This is a genomic window from Pelistega suis (assembly GCF_013133795.1).
Taxonomy (GTDB): Bacteria; Pseudomonadota; Gammaproteobacteria; order Burkholderiales; family Burkholderiaceae_B; genus Taylorella; species Taylorella suis.
This window is the reverse complement of the sequence record NZ_JABGBN010000001.1, coordinates 100614-125988: the sequence shown is the minus strand read 5'-3', so window position 1 is coordinate 125988 and position 25375 is coordinate 100614. Positions and strand designations below refer to the sequence as shown.

Annotated in this window: 25 protein-coding genes; 8 read left to right on the top strand and 17 right to left on the bottom strand. The window is 42.8% G+C overall.

The window, feature by feature from the left end; translation table 11 throughout:
- Positions 1-4 precede the first annotated feature (4 nt).
- A complete protein-coding gene (locus tag HKX39_RS00660) occupies positions 5-415 on the bottom strand; it encodes an ATP synthase subunit I (protein WP_171679388.1) in 411 nt (136 codons plus the stop codon).
- A 173-nt stretch (positions 416-588) separates the two neighbouring features.
- Positions 589-1371 (bottom strand): enoyl-CoA hydratase, encoded by a 783-nt coding sequence (locus HKX39_RS00655; RefSeq protein ID WP_171679387.1) that lies wholly within the window; start codon positions 1369-1371, stop codon positions 589-591.
- A gap of 177 nt (positions 1372-1548) precedes the next feature.
- Here HKX39_RS00655 and HKX39_RS00650 point away from each other — a divergent pair, with 177 nt between their 5' ends.
- Entirely contained in the window at positions 1549-3309 is a 1761-nt protein-coding gene (locus tag HKX39_RS00650; RefSeq protein WP_171679386.1) for a M61 family metallopeptidase, read from the top strand.
- Between the two features lie 4 nt (positions 3310-3313).
- Here HKX39_RS00650 and HKX39_RS00645 read toward each other — a convergent pair whose 3' ends face one another.
- Genes HKX39_RS00645 through gpmA form a run of 4 tightly spaced genes read right to left on the bottom strand, consistent with a single transcriptional unit; the run spans position 3314 to position 8041 of the window.
- Positions 3314-4057 carry a HesA/MoeB/ThiF family protein gene (locus HKX39_RS00645; protein ID WP_171679385.1) on the bottom strand — a complete coding sequence of 248 codons (744 nt, stop codon included), beginning with the start codon at positions 4055-4057 and terminating at the stop codon, positions 3314-3316.
- Entirely contained in the window at positions 4050-5627 is a 1578-nt protein-coding gene (locus HKX39_RS00640) for a S41 family peptidase (protein ID WP_171679384.1), read from the bottom strand. The genes HKX39_RS00645 and HKX39_RS00640 overlap by 8 nt, the downstream gene beginning before the upstream one ends.
- 20 nt (positions 5628-5647) lie before the next feature.
- Positions 5648-7294, bottom strand: coding sequence for a peptidoglycan DD-metalloendopeptidase family protein (locus HKX39_RS00635; protein ID WP_343043401.1), 1647 nt, complete (start codon positions 7292-7294; stop codon positions 5648-5650).
- Complete coding sequence (gene gpmA / locus HKX39_RS00630; RefSeq protein WP_171679383.1) at positions 7295-8041, bottom strand: 2,3-diphosphoglycerate-dependent phosphoglycerate mutase; 747 nt, start codon at positions 8039-8041, stop codon at positions 7295-7297. It lies immediately after the preceding gene.
- Between the two features lie 118 nt (positions 8042-8159).
- Here gpmA and HKX39_RS00625 point away from each other — a divergent pair, with 118 nt between their 5' ends.
- From HKX39_RS00625 to HKX39_RS00605, 5 genes are read left to right on the top strand one after another with little or no spacing between them, the layout of a single operon-like run.
- On the top strand, positions 8160-8582 hold the full coding sequence (locus tag HKX39_RS00625; RefSeq protein WP_343043400.1) for a rhodanese-like domain-containing protein: 423 nt from the start codon (positions 8160-8162) through the stop codon (positions 8580-8582).
- 11 nt (positions 8583-8593) lie between these two features.
- The gene (gene grxC, locus HKX39_RS00620; RefSeq protein WP_171679382.1) at positions 8594-8854 is read left to right on the top strand and encodes a glutaredoxin 3; all 261 of its coding nucleotides are present in this window, start codon (positions 8594-8596) and stop codon (positions 8852-8854) included.
- A gap of 29 nt (positions 8855-8883) precedes the next feature.
- Entirely contained in the window at positions 8884-9357 is a 474-nt protein-coding gene (gene secB / locus HKX39_RS00615) for a protein-export chaperone SecB (RefSeq protein WP_171679381.1), read from the top strand.
- 1 nt (position 9358) lies between these two features.
- Positions 9359-10396 carry an NAD(P)H-dependent glycerol-3-phosphate dehydrogenase gene (locus tag HKX39_RS00610; protein WP_171679380.1) on the top strand — a complete coding sequence of 346 codons (1038 nt, stop codon included), beginning with the start codon at positions 9359-9361 and terminating at the stop codon, positions 10394-10396.
- Positions 10397-10418: 22 nt separating this feature from the next.
- On the top strand, positions 10419-11603 hold the full coding sequence (locus HKX39_RS00605) for an amino acid aminotransferase (RefSeq protein ID WP_171679379.1): 1185 nt from the start codon (positions 10419-10421) through the stop codon (positions 11601-11603).
- A 146-nt stretch (positions 11604-11749) separates the two neighbouring features.
- On the opposite strand, the gene hppD is transcribed toward HKX39_RS00605, so the two are convergent.
- The 5 genes from hppD to HKX39_RS00580 form a co-directional block, all read right to left on the bottom strand.
- Positions 11750-12829 carry a 4-hydroxyphenylpyruvate dioxygenase gene (gene hppD, locus HKX39_RS00600; RefSeq protein ID WP_171679378.1) on the bottom strand — a complete coding sequence of 360 codons (1080 nt, stop codon included), beginning with the start codon at positions 12827-12829 and terminating at the stop codon, positions 11750-11752.
- Positions 12830-12839: 10 nt separating this feature from the next.
- A complete protein-coding gene (gene maiA / locus HKX39_RS00595; RefSeq protein WP_171679377.1) occupies positions 12840-13484 on the bottom strand; it encodes a maleylacetoacetate isomerase in 645 nt (214 codons plus the stop codon).
- A gap of 1 nt (position 13485) precedes the next feature.
- Entirely contained in the window at positions 13486-14487 is a 1002-nt protein-coding gene (locus HKX39_RS00590; protein ID WP_171679376.1) for a fumarylacetoacetate hydrolase family protein, read from the bottom strand.
- A 21-nt stretch (positions 14488-14508) separates the two neighbouring features.
- The gene (locus HKX39_RS00585; protein WP_171679375.1) at positions 14509-15057 is read right to left on the bottom strand and encodes a VOC family protein; all 549 of its coding nucleotides are present in this window, start codon (positions 15055-15057) and stop codon (positions 14509-14511) included.
- A gap of 110 nt (positions 15058-15167) precedes the next feature.
- Entirely contained in the window at positions 15168-16076 is a 909-nt protein-coding gene (locus HKX39_RS00580; RefSeq protein WP_246225941.1) for a methyltransferase domain-containing protein, read from the bottom strand.
- 110 nt (positions 16077-16186) lie between these two features.
- Here HKX39_RS00580 and HKX39_RS00575 point away from each other — a divergent pair, with 110 nt between their 5' ends.
- Positions 16187-16891, top strand: coding sequence for a ComF family protein (locus tag HKX39_RS00575; RefSeq protein WP_171679374.1), 705 nt, complete (start codon positions 16187-16189; stop codon positions 16889-16891).
- Positions 16892-16893: 2 nt separating this feature from the next.
- Positions 16894-17364 (top strand): tRNA (cytidine(34)-2'-O)-methyltransferase, encoded by a 471-nt coding sequence (locus HKX39_RS00570; RefSeq protein WP_171679373.1) that lies wholly within the window; start codon positions 16894-16896, stop codon positions 17362-17364.
- Between the two features lie 57 nt (positions 17365-17421).
- Here HKX39_RS00570 and HKX39_RS00565 read toward each other — a convergent pair whose 3' ends face one another.
- The 6 genes from HKX39_RS00565 to rsmB form a co-directional block, all read right to left on the bottom strand.
- On the bottom strand, positions 17422-18891 hold the full coding sequence (locus HKX39_RS00565; RefSeq protein WP_171679372.1) for a potassium transporter TrkG: 1470 nt from the start codon (positions 18889-18891) through the stop codon (positions 17422-17424).
- A 13-nt stretch (positions 18892-18904) separates the two neighbouring features.
- On the bottom strand, positions 18905-20281 hold the full coding sequence (gene trkA, locus HKX39_RS00560; protein WP_171679371.1) for a Trk system potassium transporter TrkA: 1377 nt from the start codon (positions 20279-20281) through the stop codon (positions 18905-18907).
- A gap of 6 nt (positions 20282-20287) precedes the next feature.
- Entirely contained in the window at positions 20288-21040 is a 753-nt protein-coding gene (locus tag HKX39_RS00555; RefSeq protein WP_171679370.1) for a response regulator, read from the bottom strand.
- 99 nt (positions 21041-21139) lie between these two features.
- A complete protein-coding gene (locus tag HKX39_RS00550) occupies positions 21140-23455 on the bottom strand; it encodes a sensor histidine kinase (protein ID WP_171679369.1) in 2316 nt (771 codons plus the stop codon).
- Positions 23407-23952, bottom strand: coding sequence for a DUF4390 domain-containing protein (locus HKX39_RS00545; RefSeq protein WP_171679368.1), 546 nt, complete (start codon positions 23950-23952; stop codon positions 23407-23409). The genes HKX39_RS00550 and HKX39_RS00545 overlap by 49 nt, the downstream gene beginning before the upstream one ends.
- A 37-nt stretch (positions 23953-23989) precedes the next feature.
- Positions 23990-25318 carry a 16S rRNA (cytosine(967)-C(5))-methyltransferase RsmB gene (gene rsmB / locus HKX39_RS00540; protein ID WP_343043399.1) on the bottom strand — a complete coding sequence of 443 codons (1329 nt, stop codon included), beginning with the start codon at positions 25316-25318 and terminating at the stop codon, positions 23990-23992.
- Between the last annotated feature and the right edge of the window lie 57 nt (positions 25319-25375).

Sequence of the window (25375 nt, the reverse complement as noted above, 5' to 3'; positions counted from 1 at the left end):
CTACTTAGATTTTCTTAAATAAAAGTAGCAAAACATAACCTTTCATGACTGAGATTAATCCCACCAATAGCGCTGGCCACACAATCACCTCGCCAGCAAACTTTACCAACAAAATAAGTAAAGCGATGGTCCCACCAATCTTTATGCCTTCAGCAATAAAGAGTGAGCTTGCTGCTGCATTAGTCCCTGCATAAAGACGCATCAACATCTGCATAATAACCAATGCCGACGGGAGCAAATATGCCATTCCACCCGCAAAAGCAGAAATCATCGGCATAAGCCCTGCAATCAGACCCGTCAGCAATGTCACCACTACCAACAAAACTAACTGCGCAACCAGTATATGCATTAAGCCTTTGGCAGCTTGCGCATTCATACGAATACGCTCTTCTGGGCTAAGTTTAACGGCTTCCAATGAACTGGTTCCCTAGGTCGACAAACTCACAGATTCAGGACATCCAAAAAACCGCAAATCATCTTCTAATTTGCGGCTAAAACTGAAGTATCTCTGACATCTTGGTTAATTTACTCAATCCTACTAAGTATAGCGTGTTTTTGACAGGAAAGTAAATATTTCAAATGGTTTTGTTACATATTTTTAAAGTTAGGTGCGCGTTTTTCGACAAAAGCCGCCATACCCTCTTTCTGGTCTTCTAGTGCAAATGTTGCATGGAAGACACGACGCTCATATTGTAAGCCTTGTTCTAATGTCGTTTCTAATGCGGCATTAACGCATTGTTTTGCCATCATCAATACAGGAGAAGAGAAGGCTGCCATACCCTCAGCAATCTTAACCACTTCATCCACAAAGTTTTCGACTGGCAACACACGTGCCACCAAACCAGAACTTTCTGCTTCAGCCGCATCCATAAACCGACCTGTCAATACGAGATCCATGGCCTTTGCTTTACCGATAGCACGAGTCAGACGCTGTGTACCTCCTAACCCTGGAATCGTACCTAACTTAATCTCTGGCTGACCGAATTTAGCACTTTCTGAGGCAATAATCATATCGCACATCATTGCCAGCTCACAACCACCACCCAAAGCAAAGCCATTAACCGCCGCAATGACTGGCTTACGGATACTCGTCTTCATCGTTTCCCAGAAACCGCCAATATAATCGCTCTTATACACATCCATGTATGACCAACTTTGCATTGCCTTAATATCAGCACCTGCCGCAAAAGCCTTATCGCCACTGCCTGTCAGTACAATCACATGGATGCCTTCATCTTGCTCAAACGCCAATAAAGCATCACTCAAGGCTTGCATAATTTCATTATTTAATGCATTTAATGCTTTAGGACGATTTAAGGTAAGTAAGCCTACTTTGCCTCGTTTTTCTGACAATACTAGCTGTTCTGACATAACTCTATCTCCATTATTTTTAATAAAAACCATATTATCCTGCCATTATGAGAGCTATTTTTCACTTATGCAATCAGTAAAAGTCTGGATATCTGATTTTTCATCACTATAATTAAGGAAAACTCTCGTATTCTTCTACATGATGTGTCTATTTACTTCCCTTAACAACTCTTGATTATGAAAGACATTCTTTACCGTATTACCCCTATTGATCCAGCTGGGCACTTATTTGCCATTGAGCTGCATATTTCCAAACCAAACCCTAACGGACAAATCATCAGTCTTCCTACATGGATTCCCGGCTCTTACTTAGTCCGCGACTTTTCTCGCCATATCCAAGGATTAACAGCAACCGATGGTAAAAAAGAACTCCCTCTCATCAAGCTAGACAACCATACATGGCAAATAGCACCCAGCACCAAAGCCATTACCATTCGCTATCGTGTCTATGCATGGGACTTATCAGTGCGTGCTGCCCATCTTGATGAAAGTCACGGCTTTTTCAATGGCACAAGCGTCTTTTTACAAGTCCATGGACAGGAAGAAAAACCTTGCTACCTCGATATTCAATGCCCTACGATAAAAAATAACTGGGGAGTTTACACTAGCTTGCCTGAAGCGAAAGGTGAGCGCGGTGCTGCCAAACGTCATGGTTTCGGTCTTTACAAAGCCGCTAATTACGATGATTTGATTGACCACCCTGTCGAGATGGGCACCCCCACCTTCATCAGCTTTGAAGCATGCGGTGCCTTACATGAAATGGTCTTTACAGGCCTTGTCCCCAATATGGATATTGAACGTATTGCTCGCGATACAGCCAAAATCTGCGAATATCAAATTAAATTATTCGAGCCTAAAACACATCAAGCTCCATTCCTCGACAGTAGCGACCGCTATGTTTTCATGACCATGATTACAGGTGCGGACTATGGTGGCTTAGAGCATCGTGCCAGCACAGCCTTGATTGCCTCGCGTGGTGATATGCCTGTGCTTGGACAAGAAGACCTTACGGACGGCTACGTACAATTCCTCGGTCTCATTAGTCATGAATATTTCCACACATGGAATGTTAAACGTATCAAACCGCAAGTTTTTGCTCCCTACGACTTGACCAAAGCCACACCAACACCGCTCTTATGGATTTTTGAAGGCTTTACTTCTTACTATGATGATCAGGTATTACTACGAACTGGTCTCATCGACGAGGAGCGTTATTTAGCCTTAATTCAAAAAACGATTAATAGTGTCTGCTCTGGAGCAGGTCGTCTTAAACAAAGCGTATCAGATAGCTCTTTTGATGCCTGGAACAAATACTACAAGCAAGATGAGAATTCACTTAACGCTATCGTCAGCTACTATACAAAAGGCTCTCTGGTTGCTTTAGGGCTCGATTTACTTATCCAACAAGCAAGCGGAGGCAAAAAATCTCTCGATGACTTTATGCGTTTGCTATGGAAAAAATTCGGCCGCGATTTTTATCGCAAGAGTTCGAAAAAAGGGTTATGCGAAGAACAAGTCATCCCCCTTATAAAAGAGGCTACGGGCGTTGATGCGACAGAATTTGTCACACGCTACGCGCTAGGCACAGAAGATGTTCCGCTTGATAAACTATGGGCAGCGCAAGGGATCCAAGTGCGTATAGAAAAGAGCAAAACGCCGAGTCTACATATCAAAACCAAAGCGGTAAGTGGTACAACCCAAATTACGCACATCTATGAAAATGGCTCCGCACATTTAGGGGGCTTATCCGCTGGGGATACGCTAGTCGCTATTGACAACATCCGTGTCGATGATAAAAACTTGGATAAATTACTCGCCCGTTATCATATCAATGATAAAGTGATTATCCATGTGTTCCGACGCGATGAGCTACGTCAGTTTAAAGTTAAACTATTAGCCGAGGTGCATAGTTTTACAGTTAAACGCAATGAACACTAAATCCTTAACCGCACACCGCACAAAACGAGCTTTTGGGAATATCCAGATATTTCCATTGGCTCGTTTTCGCATTAAACATCGCTAGCTTGCCTACCAAGGTATCTCCTGCACCGATTAAAAGCTTAATCGCCTCAAGCGCTTGCATACTCCCCATCACGCCCAATAAAGGAGAGACCACTCCTAAAGTCGCGCAATTATCTGGGCTTAAATTATCCTCAGGATCAAACATGCATGCATAGCATGGGCTCTGTTCCTGACGAAAATCAAAACTCGTTATCATACCCTCCCAACGTATCGCTGCCGCCGCAACCAAAGGTTTACGCGCTTGCAAACACAACTTATTGAGAATATGTCGGGTACGGTAGTTATCGCTACAATCCAATACCAAATCAACATTGGCAATTACTGCCGCAGCCTCTTCTTCGGATAAGCGATGGTCAATCACCTCAATTTGAATATCAGGATTAAGCGAGCATAACGTTTGCTTTGCTGATTCAACTTTAGACAAACCAATGGCATCATTACGATGAATAATCTGGCGCTGTAAATTACTCAGCTCAACGCGATCATCATCAGCAATGATTAAGGTACCCACACCTGCTGCAGCCAAATACATCGCTGCGGGAGAGCCTAAGCCTCCTATACCTAATACAAGAACTCGGCTATTTAATAATTTTTCTTGACCTTCAAAGCCAAACTCATCAAGCATAATATGACGAGCGTAGCGCAGCATTTGTTCATCAATCATTTTTACTGGAATCTAATACCTTGTCTAAAGCCTTATCCAGCGCTTTGTCACTCGGCTTATCATTCGTTTTGCTCGGTGTCGGTGTTGATAAGTTCTCTACTGCTTGCTCTGTCGCTGTTTTAGCCGATGTATCTGGAGCAGCGGAAATAACCGTTCCATCCGTTACAGTCATTATTTCTTTCTCATTAACTTTAGGGCTAATCACACCTTGATTGACAGGCAAACCTCGCAAATGATTGATAGCTTGTTGTAATTGGAAATCCTCTGGACTACCAAACTCATACATTTTCTCAATATCCGCCTTAGGGGTATCAGACCCCACACCCTTAGCCTCATCACTCACATCATTCTTAAGATGATCTTTTAAATCAACTTCTCGTTGATAACCCAGCAAATCACCTTTTTCAGTATCTGATACCAAGATATCAGGCACAATCCCTGTTGCTTGGATAGAGCGTCCATGTGGGGTATAGTAGCGTGCTGTGGTTAATTTTAACCCTGTATCATCATCAATCGATAAGACCACTTGGACAGAGCCTTTACCAAAGCTTCGATTACCCATAATCGTCGCACGCTTAAAATCCTGCAATGCTCCCGCTACAATTTCTGATGCTGACGCAGAACCTACATTGATTAACACCACCATAGGAACAGTATGCAACCACTTAGGCAAATCAGATAAATTAGTTGGTTCTCCCAATACATTATCTGGGGTATAGCGTGAATACTCCTCAACCACTTGATTACGCGCCTTAGTACTCACAATTGTGCCCTTACTATCCGCAAAAATCTGGACAACGCCAACCGAGACGTTTAATAATCCACCAGGATCATTGCGTAAATCGAGCACCAACCCTTTGGGCTCAGTTTTAAATGCTCTGACTTGCGTAGCTAAATCACTTAAAGTATTGGCTTGGAACTGCGAAATACGAATATACGCGATATCCTCAATCATCTTGCTACGTACACTGCGCACCTTGATTAATTCACGTTTAATATCTAAATCAATAGGTATTCCTGCTCTATCTAACGTCAAGGTAACAAGCGATCCCGGCTCTCCTCGCAATAGTTTAATCACTTCACGCATAGGCTTATCTTTCATGCTATCGCCATTAATTTTCACTACCAAATCACCGGGCAATACCCCTGCTTTAGCCGCAGGCGTACCCTCAATCGGAGAAATAATTTTGACATAGCCTTTTTCTTCACCTATCTCAATACCTAAGCCACCAAACTCACCGTCAGTATCTTCTTGCAAATCCAACATATCCTCGGCATCTAGATAACTAGAATGAGGATCCAACTTATCCATCATCCCCGCAATAGCCGCATCGACAAGTTCTTTATCGCTAATAGGCTCAACATATTGGTTTTTTACGAGTGCAAAAGCACGTGCAAAACGACGCAATTCTTCATACGAAAACTGCTGTGCCTCAGAGGTCTCTTTTCTCATTGACTGAACAGCTTCGGGTACCTGAGTAGCACTCGGTATATTTTGTTCTTGAGCATAAGCGATTGAGCTAATCAAACCCAATATCAACAAGATTTTCTTACTTTTTATCGTCCACATAAAAGGAGAATCCTTTCTAGCTATCGGGCTAACCACTGCAATGGGTCAACGGCTTGATTGCCACGGCGAATTTCAAAATACAAAGCTGGTTCAACCTGACCACCCGTCGATCCTGCTCGAGCAATCACTTGCCCGGCTTTGACGCTATCACCTACGCTACGCGATAGGCTTTGGTTATAACCATATACGCTCAAATAATCGTTCCCATGGTCCACAATAATGAGGTTACCAAAACCACGCACCCAATTCGAAAAGACCACCTGACCAGAGGCTACCGCCTTAACCGGGGCACCCTCGGAAGCATTAATTAAAATACCCCGCCATACATCACCTGTATCTGGTCGTGTTTGCCCAAAACGACCCGCAAGAGAACCGCGCAATGGCCATGGAGAACCACGAGATAAACCACCATTACCTCCGCTACTGACCGCTTGTTGTGCTCGACGTTCATCCTCTTTGGCTTCAGATAATAAACGTTGCGCCTCTCGTGCTTTTTCTTGGGCAATACGTGCTTTAGCTCGCTCAATCTCTGCATTTTCTGCTTGCTGACGGGCTGCGGCTAAATTTTGCTCCGTCCGTTTTAACGATTGTTCAACTTGCTTTTGTTCATTCAACGCCGCTTGTAATTTTGCTTTGGCTTGCTCTTGCTCTGCAACCGTGAGACCACCTAAACTAAACTCATTCTGTGCTTTCTTAATTTCATTTTGGGCTGCTCGTGCACGCGCCATGGCCTCTCTTTGCTGTGCAATTGCTGCAAGTTGCGCTTTACGCGCCTGTTCACGCAAGGCTTTCGCTCTCGCAGCCTGTTCTTGAGCTAATTTCGCCTCTGCTGCTGCAGTCGCTGCTTTGCGTGCACGTTCGGCTGCGACTACCTTACGGCGCTCTTCGGCTTGTTGCTGACGTTTAATCTCCGCCTGGCGTAATGCCTCTCGCTGAGCACGGATATTACTTTCGATACCCGCAATAATTTGTGATAGTCTCGCATCATCTGCTTTTAACTGACCTGCTTGTTGACGGCGTGTCTTAATATCACCTTCGATTTTTTTCAGTTTAGTCTGATAGTTTTTTTGTTCTTTTTCTAAATCATTTTTCGCTTTTTGGGCATCTTTAGTCAGCTGTGTTAGATGGCGTTGCTTATCTTGCGCTTTTTTCTTAACCTTATTCAGGCGATCAATTTCGCTCTTCAGTGCTGTCACTGCTTTGGCACGTGCTTTTGAAATATAACCTAAATAGCTTAAATCTCGCCCAATTTTCTGTACATCTTTACCTGACAATAAAGCTGACCATGGCGATACACCGCTAACATACAAATTGAATAACTGATCTGATAGTTCTTCAATTTGTTCATTGAGAATCTGTTGCTGAGTTTTTTCCTCTTCTCTAACAGCCGCCAAATCTTCTTTTGCCTCTTGCTCTCGATCCAAAAGACGGTCTAATTTACGACTCATATCCGAAATCGCACTTTCAGCTTGCCTTAAATCATCTAAAACATCCTTACGGTTCGATTCCTGCTGAGAAATTTGTGTATTGAGCTTATTAATTTGCGTTTGTAGTTCGGCTTTTTGCTTTTCTACTTGCGCTTGTTGAGCATTTAACGTGGCAATAGACTGCGCCTGTATAGGAGCAGTCACTGCCATTGTTGCCAAGAGGAAAATACTGCGTTTCACTTACTTCGCTTTACCTTGTGCTGCGACCGCCGCTAGAGCTGCAGCGATTTCTTCTTGATTACCTAGGTAATAATGTTTGATGGGTTTTAAATTAGCATCTAATTCATAAACCAATGGTTGCCCCGTAGGGATATTGAGCTTAAGAATTTCTTCTTCGCTCATATCCTCTAGGTACTTAATTAAAGCACGTAAACTATTACCATGTGCCGTAATTAATACTTTTTTACCGGCTTTAATATCAGGAGCAATAGATTCTTCCCACAGAGGAATAACTCGAGCTACGGTATCTTTGAGACATTCTGTGGCAGGTAATTCATCTGCTGATAAACTAGCATAGCGTGGATCAAAACGTGGGTGACGCTCATCATCTAACGCGAGTGGATTAGGTGCAATCGAATAAGCACGACGCCAAATCAATACTTGCTCTTCACCGTATTGCGCTGCCGTCTCTGACTTGTTTAAACCTTGTAATGCACCATAATGGCGCTCGTTTAACCGCCAATTTTTAATGACTGGCAAATACATCATATCCATAGCGTCCAAGGCCGTCCAAAGTGTACGGATGGCACGCTTTAACACAGACACATAAGCCACATCAAACTGATAGCCTTCTGCTTTTAATAATTTACCTGCGTCCCAAGCTTGCTGACGACCTGTTTCAGTAATATCAACATCCGCCCAACCTGTAAAACGATTTTCTAGATTCCATTGGCTTTCGCCATGACGCATAAGTACAATTTTATACATATCCACACCCTAATATGAAAACAATTTTCCTATATTTTAGCGAAGTATTATCTATAAATCCGTTGCTAATTTATAATCATTAAATTAAGTTTTAAAACAATAGAGAATAGGACATATTGTGGAATCATTCTTATACTATCAAAATACGATTTATTTCATCATTTTCGCCGTTATTTCTGGCTTAATGCTGCTATTTACCCATAAGCGCGGTTCAAGTGCCCAAGGAGCCTTGTCCGCAAAGGAAGCTGTTCAACTGAGCAATACTGAACATGCGCAATTTATTGACATCCGCTCCGAAGAAGACTTTAAAAAATCTTCTGTACCCCAATCTAAACACTTTCCTAAAGACAGCATTATCGAAAAAATCAGTGCATTACCTAAAAAACCATTGATTTTAGTCTGTGATAATGGGCGAACAGCCGCTCAAGTTGCTCAACAGCTTAAGAAAAATAATGTGGAAAATGTTTATTGGCTTAAGAGTGGCCTAAACGAATGGTTAACTGAAGGCTTACCAGTGAAAAGCTCTTCAACAAAGAAATAAAGAGGTATTCTATGAGCAAAGTAACGATGTACTTTAAAGTGACCTGCCCTTATTGCGCACGCGCTGAAAAGCTTTTAAAAGAACGTGGTGTCACCGATATTGAAAAGATTGGTATCGACACTAATCGTGAAGCACGCGCTGAAATGATTGAGCGTTCTGGTGGTCGCACTACCGTACCTCAAATTTTTATTAATGGCACTCACGTTGGTGGTTGTGATGACATTCATGCACTCGATGCAGAGGGCAAATTAGTCCCTATGCTAACCGCATAATCACCATTTAACTTTCAAAGGAATTTATCATGGCTGAAGAAAACAAAGTCGCTGAAACAGAAGCATCTACAGAACAATCTTTTGCTTTACAACGCGTTTACTTAAAAGACTTATCATTAGAAATGCCTAATGCACCTTTTATCTTTTTAGAACCAGAAGGTCCTTCTATTGAAATTTCTTTAAGTGTTGGCGGTCAACGTCTTGCAGAAAGCGTCTTTGAAGCCACTGTACGTGCGACAGTGACTGCAAAAATTGAAGAAAAAACCGTTTATCTTGTCGAAGCGACACAAGCGGGCATCTTTGAAATTGCCAATTATGATGATGAGCAGCTAGACCCTATCCTAGGTATCGTATGCCCTTCTATGCTCTTCCCGTACCTACGTGCCAATGTAGCCGATTTACTTAACCGTACATCATTACCTCCGCTACATTTAGCCGAAGTTAATTTCCAAGCCCTCTATGAGCAAAATGCTCAAGCAGCGGCTTCTGAAACAAAGCAATAATATGACAAGTACCGCATCAACACGAAAAACTCTCGTCATTGGTGCGGGTAGCTGGGGTACTGCTCTAGCTGCTACCGCCTCTTTGAATAGCGATACCTTACTCTGGTGTCGCCATTCAGAGCAGGCAGATATCATCAATAAAACGCATTACAATCCACGTTACCTTAGCGATTGTCTACTCCCTGATACGCTACGTGCGACTCATCGATTAGATGAGGCAGTTACACACTTAAGTCAATCTCCAGAGCAATCTCTCATTATCCTCGGCGTCCCTGTCGCAGGTATGGTAGAGACCTGTACTCAATGGTTCCAATTACTACAAGCTCATAATCTATCGCACATCCCTATTGTTTGGACATGTAAAGGCTTTGCTCAAGATAGCGCACAACTTCCCCACGAAATCGTCCAGACCCATAGCCAATTCCCTCATATCGGCGTACTCTCAGGTCCCTCTTTTGCACGCGAAGTCGTCCAACAACTTCCCGTTGCCTTAACTATTGCTAGTCATAGCCAACATACGCTAGATACCACCACTCAGATATTGCATAGCCACTTTTGTCGTATTTATCAAAGTGATGATGTCATTGGCGTAGAAGTCGGTGGCGCACTCAAAAATATCATTGCCATTGCTTGTGGCATTGCTGATGGCTTATCACTAGGTCATAATGCACGGGCAGCCTTAATTACACGCGGTCTTGCCGAAATCACTCGCTTAGGTACCGCCATGGGAGGGATACCAACCACCTTTGCAGGACTAACTGGCTTAGGCGACTTAGTATTAACCGCTACAGGCGACCTATCTCGTAATCGCCAAGTAGGACTGGCCATTGCTCAAGGAAAGACACTCAATGAGATTCTCGCTTCTGGCATGACAGCCGAAGGGGTACGCAGTGCTCGTGATACATTAAAACGTGCACAATCGCTCCATATCGAAATGCCTATCACCGAAGCCATTTGTCAGGTATTATTTGAAAACATGCCTGCCCGCATCGCGGTACAACAACTGCTCACCCGCGAGGCTAAGCAAGAGATTCTATAATTTATATTTAAAAGGATATTTCATGTTCCAACACGTTGCTTTTTATGCTGGTGACCCTATCCTCAGCTTAGTCGAGAAGTTTATGGCAGATCCTCGTAGCCATAAAGTTAATCTTTCTATTGGTATTTACTTTGATGAACAAGGTCGTCTACCTGTATTAGACAGCGTTCGTGCTGCCGAAGTCGAGCGCGCCAAAGAAGCTAAACCTCGTGGCTATCTCCCTATGGAAGGTCTAGCAGAATACCGTCAAGGCGTACAACATTTATTATTCGGTCATGACCAACAACTACTCAAACGCATTGCTACTATTCAGACATTAGGCGGTTCCGGCGCACTTAAAATTGGCGCAGATTTTATCAAAAAATGGTTTCCAAACTCAAAAGTCTATGTGAGTAATCCAACATGGGATAACCACAAAAGCATCTTCGAAGGAGCGGGTTTTGAAGTCGGCACTTATCCCTACTATGACAGCGAAAAAATCGGTGTCAAATTCGATGAGATGATTGCTTTTTTTAAGACCTTACCAGAAAATACCGTCCTCATTCTTCATCCATGCTGCCATAACCCAACGGGCGTGGATCTAAGCCATGAGCAATGGGATCAAGTCTTAGAAATCATCAAAACACAAAAACTGATTCCCTTTATGGACATCGCCTACCAAGGCTTTGGGGACAATTTAGAAAAAGATGCCTATGCTATCCGAAAAGCAGTTGAAATGGGGCTTTCTCTATTTGTCAGCAACTCTTTCTCTAAAAACTTATCACTCTACGGTGAACGTGTTGGGGGGTTAAGTGTTGTTTGTCCTGACGAAGCAGAATGCCAATTAGTCTTTGGTCAATTAAAAGCGGGCGTACGTCGCGTTTACTCTAGCCCTCCTGCTCATGGTGGCTATATAACGGCAGCTGTCATGAATACACCAGAGCTGTTTGCCAAATGGGATAGTGAAGTTGCTCAAATGCGTGACCGCATCAAAGCCATGCGTCAAAAACTCTACGAGGCCCTCAGCAGCAAGCTACCAGGACGTAACTTTGATTACTTTATCAAGCAACGTGGTATGTTTAGCTATACTGGTCTCAATCCAGAACAAGTACAACGCTTACAAGATGAGTTTGCTGTGTATTTAGTGGGTTCTGGACGCATGTGTGTGGCTGGTTTAAATGAATCAAATATTGACTATGTTGCGGAGGCCTTTGCTGCTGTTCTCTAAGCACTCAAAGAAGATTGCCTCGTTATTTTATACAAATAGCGAATACTCTTACCCTAATGAAACTGCCCTCCTATGGATACTATCCACAAGAGGGCAATTTCTATCATAAAGCGCTACTTAAGGTAACTTCACACAATATTACCGCATTAAACCTCTAAAGCACCACGACGGATTTGATCACGTTCAAGCGACTCAAATAAAGCTTTAAAGTTACCTTCACCAAAGCCTTCTCGATAGTCCCCTTTACGCTGAATAAACTCGAAAAATACGGGCCCCAATAACGTTTCCGAGAAAATCTGCAATAACAACCGTGGATGACCGCCCTCTGTCGTACCGTCTAATAAAATGCCTCGTGCTTGTAAATCAGCGACAGGCTCCCCATGCCCCGGCAAGCGTTCATCTAACATTTCATAGTAAGTAGTAGGCGGTGCTGTCATCAGAGGGATACCTGCCGCACGTAGCTTATCAATAGTAGATAATAAATCATCACTTAACAAAGCAATATGCTGAATGCCCTCACCACCAAACTGCATTAAGTACTCTTCGATTTGACCACCTCCTTGTTTGGCCTCTTCGTTAAGTGGAATACGAATTAAACCGTCAGGTGCTGTCATTGCTCGACTCGTCAACCCTGTATACTCGCCTTTAATATCAAAATAACGAATTTCTTTAAAGTTAAATAAACGCTCATAAAACTTTGCCCAATAGTCCATGCGACCACGATAGACATTATGTGTTAAGTGGTCAATGACTTTTAAGCCATGTCCGACTGGATGCTGATCCACGCCGCTAAGAAACTCAAAATCAATATCATAAATAGATTTACCATCTTCAAAACGGTCAATCAAATACAATGGTGCACCACCGATACCTTTAATTGCAGGCAACCGTAATTCCATCGGCCCAGTAGGAATATCAATCCCTTGGGCACCCAATTCTAATGCCTTAGCATAAGCGTAGTGGGAGTTACGTACCCGGAATGCCATACCGCAAGCAGAAGGACCATGCTCCGCCGCAAAATAGGCAGCCTCACTGCGTAGCTCACGATTAACAATAAAATTAATATCGCCTTGACGATAGAGGAGTACATCTTTCGAGCGATGTTTAGCCACTAAAGTAAAGCCCATTCTTTCAAATAAAGGCTCTAATACATTCGGAGTAGGCGAAGCGAACTCTACAAACTCAAACCCACATAAACCCATTGGATTATCAAATAAATCTGCCATGTCTTCTCCCTTATGAAAAATCAACTTGCTGTTCTGGTGCCGCTTTTTGAAAAGCCTCTAATTGATTACATTGCTCAGCGATACGCACAATGGTTGGAAATGCACTAAGATCACAATCAAACCGTCGTGCGTTATAAACCTGAGGTACTAAACAACAATCTGCCATCGTCGGCGTATCTCCATGACAGAATTTACCCGTTTGATTGGATTGCAGCACCTGCTCTAATGCCAGAAAGTTCTCATGAATCCAATGCTTATACCATTGCATTTTTTGTTCTTCACTCAAGCCAAATGTCTTCGTCAAGTAATTCAAAACACGCATATTGTTTAATGGATGTGTATCTGCGGCAATTAATAAAGCGATAGCCCGAACTCTTGCGCGTGCTGCTGCATCTTGGGGCATTAAGGGCAATGCTTCTGGATAAGCCTCTTCCAAATACTCCATAATCGCAAGCGACTGTGGAATGGTAGCATCCTCATCCTGTAATAACGGAACCATTTTTTGCGGATTTAATGCCATGTATTCTGGACTACGATGCTCTCCGCCATTGTTCACAAGATGGATAGGTACCAAATCATATGGCAACTGCTTTAAACCTAAAGCAATACGCACACGATACGCGGCAGAGCTACGAAAATAGGAATAAAGCTTCATCTTAATACTCCGTATTGACGCGATTGATGATAGAGCCAAAAATATTATTACCCTCTTTATCAAACATCTCAATCTGTACAACATCACCATGCTGCATAAAAGAGGTCTGTGCCTTACCTGTTTCAATCACCTCATACATACGCAATTCAGCTAAACAACAATAACCGACTCCACCATTCTCAACGGAAGAGCCATACAAACTTTCTTGCTTATTAGAAACCGTACCAGATCCCACAATCGTGCCAGCAACAACATCTCGAGTTTTAGTAATATGCGTCAATAAGCGTGCAAAATTAAATGTCATATCTTGACCTGCATTTGGGAAACCAAATAGCTGATCATTCCAAGTGACTTTAAGTGGTAAATGTAATTTAGTGTCTTGCCAAGCATCACCTAACTCATCTGGTGTAACGGCAACAGGACTAAAGGCACTGGCCGGTTTACTCTGAAAAAACCCAAACCCTTTAGCCAACTCTGCCGGAATTAAATCACGCAATGATACATCGTTAGTCAACATCACTAAACGAATTGCTTGCGCCGCTTCTTCTAATGTAGCTCCTTGTTTTAAGTCCCCACTCACTACGACGACCTCTGCCTCAAAGTCAATGCCCCATTCTGGCTTGGCATAGATTTCATCGCGAGGACCAATAAAGCTATCTGAACCACCTTGGTACATTAAAGGGTCATCATAGAAAGAAGCGGGCACTTCCGAATGACGTGCTTTACGCACTAACTCCACATGGTTTAAATAAGCCGAACCATCCGCCCATTGATAAGCGCGTGGTAAAGGTGAGTGTGCCTTTTCTGGATCAAATGGCAAGCCCAAAGAAGTATCCGCATTAAGCGCTTGGTATTGTTTTTCTAAGCGAGGTTTTGCACTATCCCAATCATCTAATGCCGCTTGCATTGTTTGAATATCTGCTTCAACATAACGGCTTAAATCTCGACTGACCACGACCAAACGACCATCTCGAGTATTATTTTTTAATGTCGCTAATTTCATCTTATTCTACTCCTTTAAATTTTATTCAACTTCTGGGGGTTCAGAGCCGTCATGCATCCAACGCGCATGTTGGGGGGCGCGCTTAGTGGCTGCCCATTCATTGAGCATATCCCATTTAACATGATTAAGTGCACGATTCATTTTATCGGTAGCAGTATCACATGCCAACTCTAAACGATGACCACTCGGATCAAAGAAATAAATCGACTGAAATAAGGTATGATTGACTGGACCAATCACCTCAATGCCATTGGCGATAAGACGCTCTTTCGTGGCGAGTAATTCGTCCATAGAATTGACTTTTAAGGCTAAATGTTGTGTCCAGACAGGGGTATTCTCATCTCTCCCCATTTCCGGCTTAGTCGGTAGCTCAAAAAATGCCAAGATATTGCCTCCGCCAATATCAATAAAGATATGCATATACGGGTCATCTTCTCCCGTCGAAGGAACTTTATCTTCGGCAATCGCCAACACAAAATCCGCATTTAAATGCTTACGATACCACTCTACCGTTGCTTTGGCATCTTTGCAGCGATACGCTACGTGGTGTACGCCTTGTAATAAACTCACGTTTGCCTCCTCTTGGAAAACCTGACGATAACTATATAGTAAATAAATCCTCAAGTCTCTGACAAACCGTATTTTTTTATTTATTTATAAGTTTTTATGATAAATAGAGTTTAACGACGACCACCAATAGCAGATAAAGAGATTCGGGTTTCCCCTGCAGCCCCCTTCACCATACCACTACGCCAAGCATGTCCATAGGCAATTTCAAGGGTAAGGTGCAACAAGCCATCCGCTTTACGCCCCTGCTCAATCCCGTTTAATAATTTCTGGTACCACTGACGACCTCGTAAACCACCCATACGTCCTATGCTCGGATTACCTCCTAACTGATACACATCGGCTAAGAGTTTTTCGGGAGTTTTATACGTCAACGTAATCATCTCTTGATCCATAACGGGGTCGACAAAACCATTTTCTAACATAATATCGCCAAAATCATGCATATCCACAAAAGGCATCATCGCCGTTTGTATCCCTGCCCGAGTCACGGCCTCTCTTAGTTCAATAAAGGTATGTGGACCAAAACAGGAGAACATACAGAGACCGCCAACCTTCAATAATCGACGCCATTCCAACATCACTTGCTCAGGTGACGGATGCCAATGTAAAGCCAAATTAGACCAAATCATCTCCGCACTTTCCGGCGCAAGTTCTGTGGTCGCCATATCCTTTAATAAGAACTCTGGCGTTTTTTGCGCATTAAATTTTTTCCATAGGATGTCTAAGCCCCGAGCCGTATACTTTGATTGAGCCTCTTGAATAAAGGTTTCACAACTATCTATCCCTAGATAGCTCGCTTTGGGGTATAGGTTCTGCAATGCCTCAACTCGCAAGCCGGGACCACACCCCATATCAAGGATTTTTGTAGGTGTGATACGAATATATTGCAAACGCTCTATCATTCTTTGTGCGATTTCATCTAATACAAAACGCGCCCCTTGCAATGAGGGACGACGAGCAAATTGTAATGCGACATGACGTGAGTTAATCGCTAATGATTGCGGTTTTTGGCTCATCATACTTTCCTTGATACTAGGCTACTTTTATCCAGCCCTCTAGGCATAGACCAACTTTATGCGTAAGCTTTATTGTAGTGTCTTTTCTAATTTTTCTAGTGGATGAGGGAACTATGTTAAAAAAATGGGCAAATAGCCTCACAGCACCATGTCCTCTTTGTGGATGTTCTGCTCGCTTAGCACAGTTTTGTACTAGTTGCCATGACAATATACTTTCGCAACAGCAATACCCTTATCGGTGTCCACATTGTTTACTTGCTTTACCAAACCATAGTCCTTGCCCCAATTGCCACAATCATCGTCTAAGTCTACAGCGTATTTACCATCTTTTTGACTATGTCCCTCCACTTGATTCTCTCGTATTACGCTTTAAAAATGCCAAACAACCACACTTGGCTAATAATTTTGCCCATCTCTTTGCTGAACAGCTAACTCAACATCACCATAACGCCATTACCACAGATAGTCTACTCATTCCCATTCCAAGCAGTCGATTACAACTACAAAAAAGGAACTACAATCCAGCAGGTATATTTGCCAAAGCACTAGCAAAGAAATTACAATGTGACGTAGATTTAACAATTTTACGACGTCATGAATCGGCTTATTTGCAAAAGTCACTCCACCGTCACGATAGGTTTCTCCATAGCAGTCAGTTGTACTATGCTCAACGTCGTCTACCCATCGACAGAGTTATCTTGGTCGATGATATTCTAACGACAGGTAGTACATTAGAAAGCGCTGCCAGAGCCTTAATGAGTGCAGGAGTGAAGCAAGTAGATGCCATTGTCATTGCTCGCTCAGCCAAACCCTTTTAATTATGTTTCATATTATTCTTGTTTCGCCTGAAATGCCTGCCAATACAGGCAATATCATCCGTCTTTCTGCCAATACAGGAGTTCAACTCCATCTCGTACGTCCTTTTGTATTTTCATTGGACGACAAACGTCTTCGTCGTGCGGGTTTGGACTATCATGAATATGCTTCCCTCAAAGTGCACGACTCATTAAGTGAGGCAATTGCAGCAACAGGAGCCAGTAAAGACCGCGTATTCGCTATCTCCACAAAAGGTAAAACTCGAATTGGCGAGGTACCATTTCAGAAAGGTGACTGCTTTATTTTTGGTCGAGAAACTGCTGGCTTAAAACCTGAAGAATGGGAATTGATAGGCTTGGATGCAGCGATTCGCTTACCTATGCAAGCTAACTCTCGTAGCCTTAATCTCTCCAATGCCGTGGCAATTACGATTTATGATGCATGGCGACAAGTAGGGTTTGAAGGGGCTGTCTAAAAGAAGGTATAGTCTCACCCTGATGGACGATTCTTTCTCCGCACCAAGATGATGGACTTATTTACGCCAGAACTCTGGTGCAAAAATAATCATCACCGTAAAGAGTTCCAAACGACCAATTAACATCGCAAAGGTACAAACCCAAATGGCAAAATCATTAAGTACACCATAATTGCTCATAGGCCCCACCTCACCTAAGGCTGGCCCAATATTACTAATACTCGCTAATGCCGCTGATACGGCTGTATCGTAATCCAAGCCACTAATGAGTAATAACGCAGCACAAAACATAAAAGTGCCCGCATACACGATTAAAAATAATAAAATCGCTGAAATGACAGAGCGATTAATTAAGCGTCTTTTTACTTTTAACGGAAATACGCCATGCGGATGAATCAGCTTTTTCAGTTCAATCCCAATCTGTTTGAACAAAATGACCATACGAATCATTTTGACACCACCACCTGTTGAACCTGCAGAACTGGAAAAATTACCAATCACTAACATCCAAATCGGTAAGGCAATCGGCCATAAAGAATAATCTGCATTAGCAAATCCCGTTGTCGTCGCTAAGGAGATGGTATTAAAAAAGCCATAACGGAAAGCATTATTGACCGAAGTGTAATACCCCGATAAAAAGAGGTACACACTAATAAGAAACGCACTACTCAATACAACCGTTAGGAAAGGTAATGCCTCTGGACAGTATTTGTACGCTTTTAAACTTCGCGTTCTGAAGGCGGTGAAGTGTGTAGCAAAGTTAATCCCCGCAAATAACATAAAAATACAAGCCACCCACTCGACGGCTGGTTTATTGATATCTGCATAACCATTGGTATAGGTTGAAAAACCACCTAAGCCCATTGTCGAGCCCGCATGGCACCATGCATCAAACCAACTTAAACCTGCCCAACGATAACATAAGACACATAGCAATGTGCTACCAATATAAATTGCATAAAGTGCTTTCGCTGTACCAGCAATCCGAGGTGTTAGTTTTTCCTCTTTCATCGGACCGGCCGCCTCTCCTCGCATCACCTGATGTCCACCCACACCTAATAAAGGCAGAATAGCCACTGCTAGGACAAGGATACCCATACCACCCACCCAAATCAACGAATGTCGCCAAGCATTAATCGATTTAGGTAAGTCAGTTACATCCGCAATTACCGTCGATCCCGTCGTCGTCAGACCCGACATTACCTCATAATAGGCACGCGTGAAATCCAAGGTAAATTCCCCGGGATGGTAAGGCAACATAAAGGGCAACGTACCAATAGCGGGGAATAATAACCACACCGAAAATACCAGTAATAGGCCATCTTTTAACCGCAGCTCTCGTTTAAAAGGAAATCCCACTAAGAATAAAAAAAGACCTACGCTTGCGGTGATACCAATCGCATAAAGGAAATTCTTATCCCAACCATCTTGATAATAAAGTGAAAAAGCATACGGTAAAAAAAGAATCGCTGACCAGAAAATAGTAACTAAGCCCAATGCATGTGCGATATATAAGAAACGCTTCACCGTCGTCAGTCCTCTAGAAGAATAAGAGAGAGACTTGGAACAACTTCTCAATCCGTTTCATCACATTACGATTAGCGGCATAGACAATAACATGATCGCCACTTTGAATGACTGTATCGTTTTTGGGAATAATAATTTCGCTATCCCGCAAAATCGCAGCAATTTGTGAAGAGGATGGGAGGCGAATATCTTCGACCGCTTTACCCACAACATTGGAGCTCTTTTCATCACCCACGACTTCAAATTCAATCACCTCTGCCTCACCGCGGCGCAAACGATGTCCTCGTACAATAGCACCTTGGCGTACCTCGTGTAATAAGGCACCAATCGTGGCTTGTGATGGTGATACGGCGACATCAATCATGCTACCTTGCATTAATTCACCATAGGCATGTCGTGCAATCAAGGCAATGACTTTATGCGCACCTAAGCGTTTGGCCAATAATGACGACATAATATTGTCTTCATCATCATTGGTAACGGCCACCCATGTATCCATCTCATCAATATTTTCACTGACCAGTAAAGACTCATCAGTACCATTGCCATGAAGCACTAATACCTCTTCTGGCAAAATAGAGGCCAAATGCTTACAACGATCGAGGTTTTTCTCAATAATACGTACATTATAGTCAGCTCTGGCTAGTGAGGCTGCTAGACGAGCACCGATATTCCCTCCGCCAGCAATCATCACAGACCGCACACGTTTATTAGCGCGATTAAGACGTGCAATCGCCTTTAAAGCCTCTGTGGTATCCATAGATAGGACCAGCTCATCATCGACTTTAAGATTAAATAACCGATCTAAAGGTAAAGACTCACCATTACGCACTAACTCTAAAATACGCCCACGACTTTGTGGCAAATTAAGATGATTCTCATCAATTTGATAGTCTAACAATGTACTACGCTTGCTAATCTTAATAATCGCAATACTCACTTTACCATCGGCAAAGTTGACGACTTGCAAGGCATCTGGGAATTCAATGAGTCCTTGTAGATACTGGGTAACACTATTTTCTGGACTGATAATCGCATCTACACCAAAATGCTCAGAAAGAATATCTGGATGTTCTGCATAATATTGCCCTCTCACGCGAGAAATACGGCGAGGGACATTAAACATATCTTTAGCAAGTTTACAGGCGACTAGATTGACAGCATCCGTCGCTGCACAGGCGACAATTAAATCCGCATCATCTGCACCTGCCTGCATCAGCACCTCAGGCGATGCACCATCTCCATAAACCGCTCGTAAATCAAAGCGTTCTTGCAGGTAACTCAACTGCTCTTTATTCGTATCAACAATAGTGATATCGTTTTTCTCAGACACAAGGTTTTCGGCTACACTTGAGCCTACTCGCCCTGCCCCTATCAGCAGGATTTTCATGGTGTATTATGAACTACGACGACGAGAATCAATACCTAATTGGCGTAGCTTGCGGTACAAGTGTGTACGCTCTAAGCCTGTTTTTTCGGATACTCGCGTCATACTGTGATTCTCACGTTGTAAATGATATTCGAAGTACACGCGCTCAAACTCATCTCGTGCATCGCGCAGAGGCTGATCCAAAGGAATAGACCCCAAGAAACCACTACGAGAAACGTCCTCTGTCCCCACAGATACTGATGGGTTCGTCTGTACCGCAGATACTGACGTAGGTGCATGCGACATGACTGGAGTTGCAACCACAGGTCTAACCGCTACAGTATTTGCTGTATTCGCTGTCACTACTGAGGTTGGTGCCACAAAACTACCTGTTGTTGATGCCGCTGGACGCACAATCGGGCGTTGTAAAACTTGTTGAACCGTTGTTAGTAGCTTATTTAAGGTAATTGGTTTTTCTAAGAAATCCGCTGCACCAATACGTGTTGCCTCAACAGCCGTATCCAAGGTCGCATGACCACTCATCATGACAACTGGCATATCTAGTAAACCCTGTGAGTTCCACTCTCGTAGCAAACTCACCCCGTCTGCATCTGGCATCCAAATATCGAGTAATACTAAATCAGGACGACTATTCAAACGTGCTGCACGTGCTTGAGCGACATTTTCTGCCAACTCAACAGTATGTCCTTGCTCATACAAAATTTCTTGTAAAAGCTCACGAATGCCAATTTCGTCGTCTACTACCAGGATTCTGGCCATATGATTACCTGCCTATAAAATTAAACAGCTTAACTAACAAACTCAACACATTAGATAAATATAAAAGTGTTGTTTTTTTGATTATAACAAAGGGTTTTATTATTTTTTCACTATTCGCGATAAAAGAATGGAAATCTTAGCGCCACCCTCTGGCATATTGGAGACCTCAATTTTACCGTGATGTTCTTCCACTATTTTTCGAACAATGGCTAATCCCAAACCTGTTCCGTGCGGTTTAGTTGTGACATATGGCTCAAAAACCTTTTGCAAAATATTGGAAGGAAAGCCCGGACCTCTATCCTTAATCACAATATGTACGGCTGGACTATTGTCTGTTAAAGAGTCCTCAATATAAGTACATTGTGTCTGAATGGTAATACCCGGATCACTACCAGAGAGTGCCAATCCCTCCATCGCATCCCGTGCATTAGATAATAAATTATTAAAGACTTGTCGTAACTGTGTAGTATCCGCTTGCACCAACGGCAGATTAGGATCTAACTCCAATTTCAATTGTCGATAAAGCAATTCCTCCTCATTACCCTCTGGTGTCCAACCATAGAGTACAGCAATATCAGTGATTAACTCATTGACATTCACTTCTTGGAATTGCGCTGGAGGAGTACGTGCATATTCACGGAAGTCATCCACCATCGTTTTGAGAGAAAACACTTGATTCACAATCGTATTGGTTAGACGGTCCAAGAACTGGCTATCTTGCTCATCCAATTTCGGAGAAAGTTTCATTTGAATCCTCTCTGCCGATAATTGAATAGGCGTGAGGGGATTTTTAATCTCATGTGCAAGGCGACGTGCCACCTCTCCCCACGCCACAGCACGGTTTGCCGAAATAACCTCAGAAATATCATCAAATACGAGAAGATAATTCAACTTATTATCATCATGTCGCAAATGTGTTCCCCTTAACAATAAGGTTAACTCACGCTGATGACCTTGTTCATCTTCATGTTGCAACTCAATCTGCTCTTGCCAATATTGACGTGTAGAACCTACCGCTATATGGGCGGCAAATGCTCGTCGAATCAGCTGATTAAAGGCTTGTAAATGTGCTTTAACATCCAAAGACTTACCCATCACATCACTCAAATCATCGTGCAAAATTGTCTGAGCACCTTTATTCACCCGCACTACATTAAATAACTGGTCTAACACGATAACCCCTGTCGTCAAACCAGCAAGAATACTTTCTAGATACAAATTCGATTGCTCAAGTTTCAAGCGATTATTTTGTACCTGACAACGTGCTTCCTCTAATTGAGATGTCATCAAGTTAAAGGAACGACTTAATTGTCCTACCTCATCACTTTGTTTAGGTTCGGGAATTTGACGATAGTCTCCTGCAGCCACCGCTTGTGTCCCCTCTGCTAAGGTAAGGAGAGGCTCAACCAAACGTTTTGCTAACCATAACGCAATCCCTAACGAGGCAAAGACTGTTAATAACAAGGCCATCGTCAATGTAATCGTAAATAATTGTCGGATACCTCCTCGCGACAAAGCAAGTTCCTCATAGTTACGATAACCCATTTGTACCTCGTTGAGGTTATTGGAAAATGCTTCAGGAACCATCTTGGTTAATTGCAACCAATGTGGTTCGGTTGTGCCAGTTAAATTCGTATCAAGACGACTACTCGTAAATAAAGGCACAATAATCCTTAACTGATACTGAGGACGTTCGCGTCCCCCCTCTTCAGAAACCACCTCCTCAACACCCGCATATTGACGCGATAAACGCAATTGACTCAATAAATTTGCCGATGGCAGTTGAGGTAATAAAGAACCAAACGTTGATGAGGCAAATGCCACTACTTTTGTACCATTGGCTGCGAATACCAATACGTCTGTATTTTGACTATCTTCACGTAAACGGGTCAATGCCGCAGGCAACTCCATATCGTCTACATTACCTAAATTAATGGCCAAACGACGAGTTGCCGACAACAAGTCTTCTCGCATCGTATCTAATGAAGCTTGTCCTAGCGTTAAACCAGACTCCAGCGCACTATCGACTTTAACGTTAAACCACGACTCTACTGATCGTGACATAAACTGTACCGATAACAAATAAATAATCACCCCCGGCACAATGGCAATCACAGCAAAGAAAAAGGCAAACCGAGAAGTGAGTTTTGCTCCAAACTTCTTCTTACGTACTTGTTTTAATAAACCTAATACCAGACTAAAGACCCAGATAAAAAGTGCCAGAGCCAAAACACCATTGAGCAATAATAAGATATCAAATTGCTCTGCAAATCGTGAGGTATTCCCTGCCGAACCAATCAGCAATGCCAATAATACAAAGACTGCGATAACAGCAATAAATAGACTGACCCGCAAGGTCCATTTCACTATGAATTGGGCTTTGCTACCAAAGAATGAAAGTTGAAATTTTTCCATGATGATGAAAATGACCATGCACTACTATTATTGAGTGCGGTTATCTGAAAAGGTCTCGCTAATAGGGAGGTATCTAATCTTAAGCGAATCTTACCCTCATAAACTGTCTGATTCATAAGAGTTTGTTTAAATGGAATCACCCAATCATCCACCTTGGTAATCCGCTGCAAAGCATCTTCCAAGGAAAATTCTCGATACTCACGCTCATCTTGCGAAACACGCCATTCACGTAACAACATATTGTAGCGAATACCTAATGTTCGAGAACCCTCATAAACGATTTGATCAAACCACCATTGCCGAGGACGTTTTAACTGTACATCTAGGGTAAAAAATAAAGGCATCCCTTTATGTAAGGCGACGTTAAGCTCATCACTCAATAATAAATCTAGCTCAAAGGCCAAATTACCCTTTGTAGCTTCTTGTACAGTCATCTCTACAGTACGAAAATTAGCCTGTGACGATAACGCTGCCTTTGCCGGCATGATAAAAACCATTAGATTTATCCACAGCAAGGCTAAGAAAATAAAGTATCTACACCACAGCTTTTTGAAATAAAGCATAGAAGAACCCATCATGTAAAGGACGCAAATTCCCTGTGGTTATCTCAGGCAATAATTGTCCCGGTGCTGCTAGCATTGTCGCATCGCTAAAGGTCTGTTGAATAAATGCCGCTTGCTCTATCCCTTCTTGCGGAAAAATAGAACACGTAATATAAAGAAAATAACCTCCGGGTTTTAAAACTGACCATAGGTTTTTGACAATCATTCGCTGTAATGCTGCCGTTTTAGCCACATCTTTCTCTTGGCGCAACCATTTTATATCAGGGTGACGACGCACAATACCTGATGCGGTACAAGGCACATCTGCCATCACAACATCAAATAACTCACCGTCCCACCACGGCTGCGTTGTTGCGGCATCTGCTTGCAATAAACGTACCTTATCACTAAATAACCCAAGATGATGTAAATTCTCTGCTACCCTTGCCAAACGCTTAGGCTCAATATCGATAGCTGTCATTTGTATATCGGCTCTCTCAAGCAGATGGGCTGTTTTTCCTCCTGGAGCAGCACAAGCATCCAAGACTCGCATACCATCCCGTAAAGGCAATAGACTAGCCGTTAACTGTGCACCCGCATCTTGTACGGCACATAACCCTTGTTCAAACCCGGGAATCTGTTGAACGGGCACAGCTTTATCTAGAATGATAGCGTCTTCTCCATAAAGTTGATGGGATATATTCGCTGCATTCAACTGCTGAGAAAAACTCTCCCGACTGGTTTTACGTCGATTCACACGTAAACTTAAGGGACCAGGGAAATCGGCGACTTTTAATAAACTTTCCCATTTTGTTGGATAGCTCTTTCGAATCAGATTAATCCACCATTGCGGATAGTTAAACTGAACCTCCTCGGATTGCTGTACAGTAGCCCACAAAGTTTCTTGCTCTCGTAAATAACGTCGCAAGCATGCATTGAGTAAACCTTTAAAAGCGGCTGTTTTTTTATGTAATTGTGTTGCTTTGATGGTTTGATCCACAATCGTAAAGTCTTGGTATTGCGGAATACTATGCACCAACTCTCCCTCTGGCATAGGACGACGAGCTACCGTCAATAGACATAAGCTGACCAAGAGCAAAGCATTAACTAAGGGGTTAGGTGCTTTTTTACTCAATAACTGCTGACTCAATGCTTGGGCAGTCGCCAAATGACGCATGCAATAAAAGCTAATCGACTGTACTGCAGCCTTTTGTTCTTTGGGCGTGCTTTCTAAAGCCTCCGTTAAGGATTGACCCGCCAATACTTGACGAACGGCTTGTGCCGACTGAAATAAAACATCCGATAATTTAGGAGTAATCACAATTTTTCTTACGCTATTAAATCCCCCTTAGTTTAACAAATAAAGCGCTGATAACAA

Bases quoted from the DNA above. Each gene is read 5' to 3' on its own strand.
- HKX39_RS00610 (WP_171679380.1), top strand. From the start codon at position 9,359: ATGACAAGTACCGCATCAACACGAAAAACTCTCGTCATTGGTGCGGGT.
- HKX39_RS00555 (WP_171679370.1), bottom strand. From the start codon at position 21,040: ATGGCCAGAATCCTGGTAGTAGACGACGAAATTGGCATTCGTGAGCTT.
- HKX39_RS00650 (WP_171679386.1), top strand. From the start codon at position 1,549: ATGAAAGACATTCTTTACCGTATTACCCCTATTGATCCAGCTGGGCAC.
- hppD (WP_171679378.1), bottom strand. From the start codon at position 12,829: ATGGCAGATTTATTTGATAATCCAATGGGTTTATGTGGGTTTGAGTTT.
- secB (WP_171679381.1), top strand. From the start codon at position 8,884: ATGGCTGAAGAAAACAAAGTCGCTGAAACAGAAGCATCTACAGAACAA.
- HKX39_RS00545 (WP_171679368.1), bottom strand. From the start codon at position 23,952: ATGGTTTTTATCATGCCGGCAAAGGCAGCGTTATCGTCACAGGCTAAT.
- HKX39_RS00575 (WP_171679374.1), top strand. From the start codon at position 16,187: ATGTTAAAAAAATGGGCAAATAGCCTCACAGCACCATGTCCTCTTTGT.
- HKX39_RS00590 (WP_171679376.1), bottom strand. From the start codon at position 14,487: ATGAAATTAGCGACATTAAAAAATAATACTCGAGATGGTCGTTTGGTC.
- HKX39_RS00655 (WP_171679387.1), bottom strand. From the start codon at position 1,371: ATGTCAGAACAGCTAGTATTGTCAGAAAAACGAGGCAAAGTAGGCTTA.
- grxC (WP_171679382.1), top strand. From the start codon at position 8,594: ATGAGCAAAGTAACGATGTACTTTAAAGTGACCTGCCCTTATTGCGCA.
- HKX39_RS00570 (WP_171679373.1), top strand. From the start codon at position 16,894: ATGTTTCATATTATTCTTGTTTCGCCTGAAATGCCTGCCAATACAGGC.
- trkA (WP_171679371.1), bottom strand. From the start codon at position 20,281: ATGAAAATCCTGCTGATAGGGGCAGGGCGAGTAGGCTCAAGTGTAGCC.
- gpmA (WP_171679383.1), bottom strand. From the start codon at position 8,041: ATGTATAAAATTGTACTTATGCGTCATGGCGAAAGCCAATGGAATCTA.
- HKX39_RS00580 (WP_246225941.1), bottom strand. From the start codon at position 16,076: ATGATGAGCCAAAAACCGCAATCATTAGCGATTAACTCACGTCATGTC.
- HKX39_RS00645 (WP_171679385.1), bottom strand. From the start codon at position 4,057: ATGATTGATGAACAAATGCTGCGCTACGCTCGTCATATTATGCTTGAT.
- HKX39_RS00550 (WP_171679369.1), bottom strand. From the start codon at position 23,455: ATGGAAAAATTTCAACTTTCATTCTTTGGTAGCAAAGCCCAATTCATA.
- HKX39_RS00640 (WP_171679384.1), bottom strand. From the start codon at position 5,627: ATGTGGACGATAAAAAGTAAGAAAATCTTGTTGATATTGGGTTTGATT.
- HKX39_RS00605 (WP_171679379.1), top strand. From the start codon at position 10,419: ATGTTCCAACACGTTGCTTTTTATGCTGGTGACCCTATCCTCAGCTTA.
- maiA (WP_171679377.1), bottom strand. From the start codon at position 13,484: ATGAAGCTTTATTCCTATTTTCGTAGCTCTGCCGCGTATCGTGTGCGT.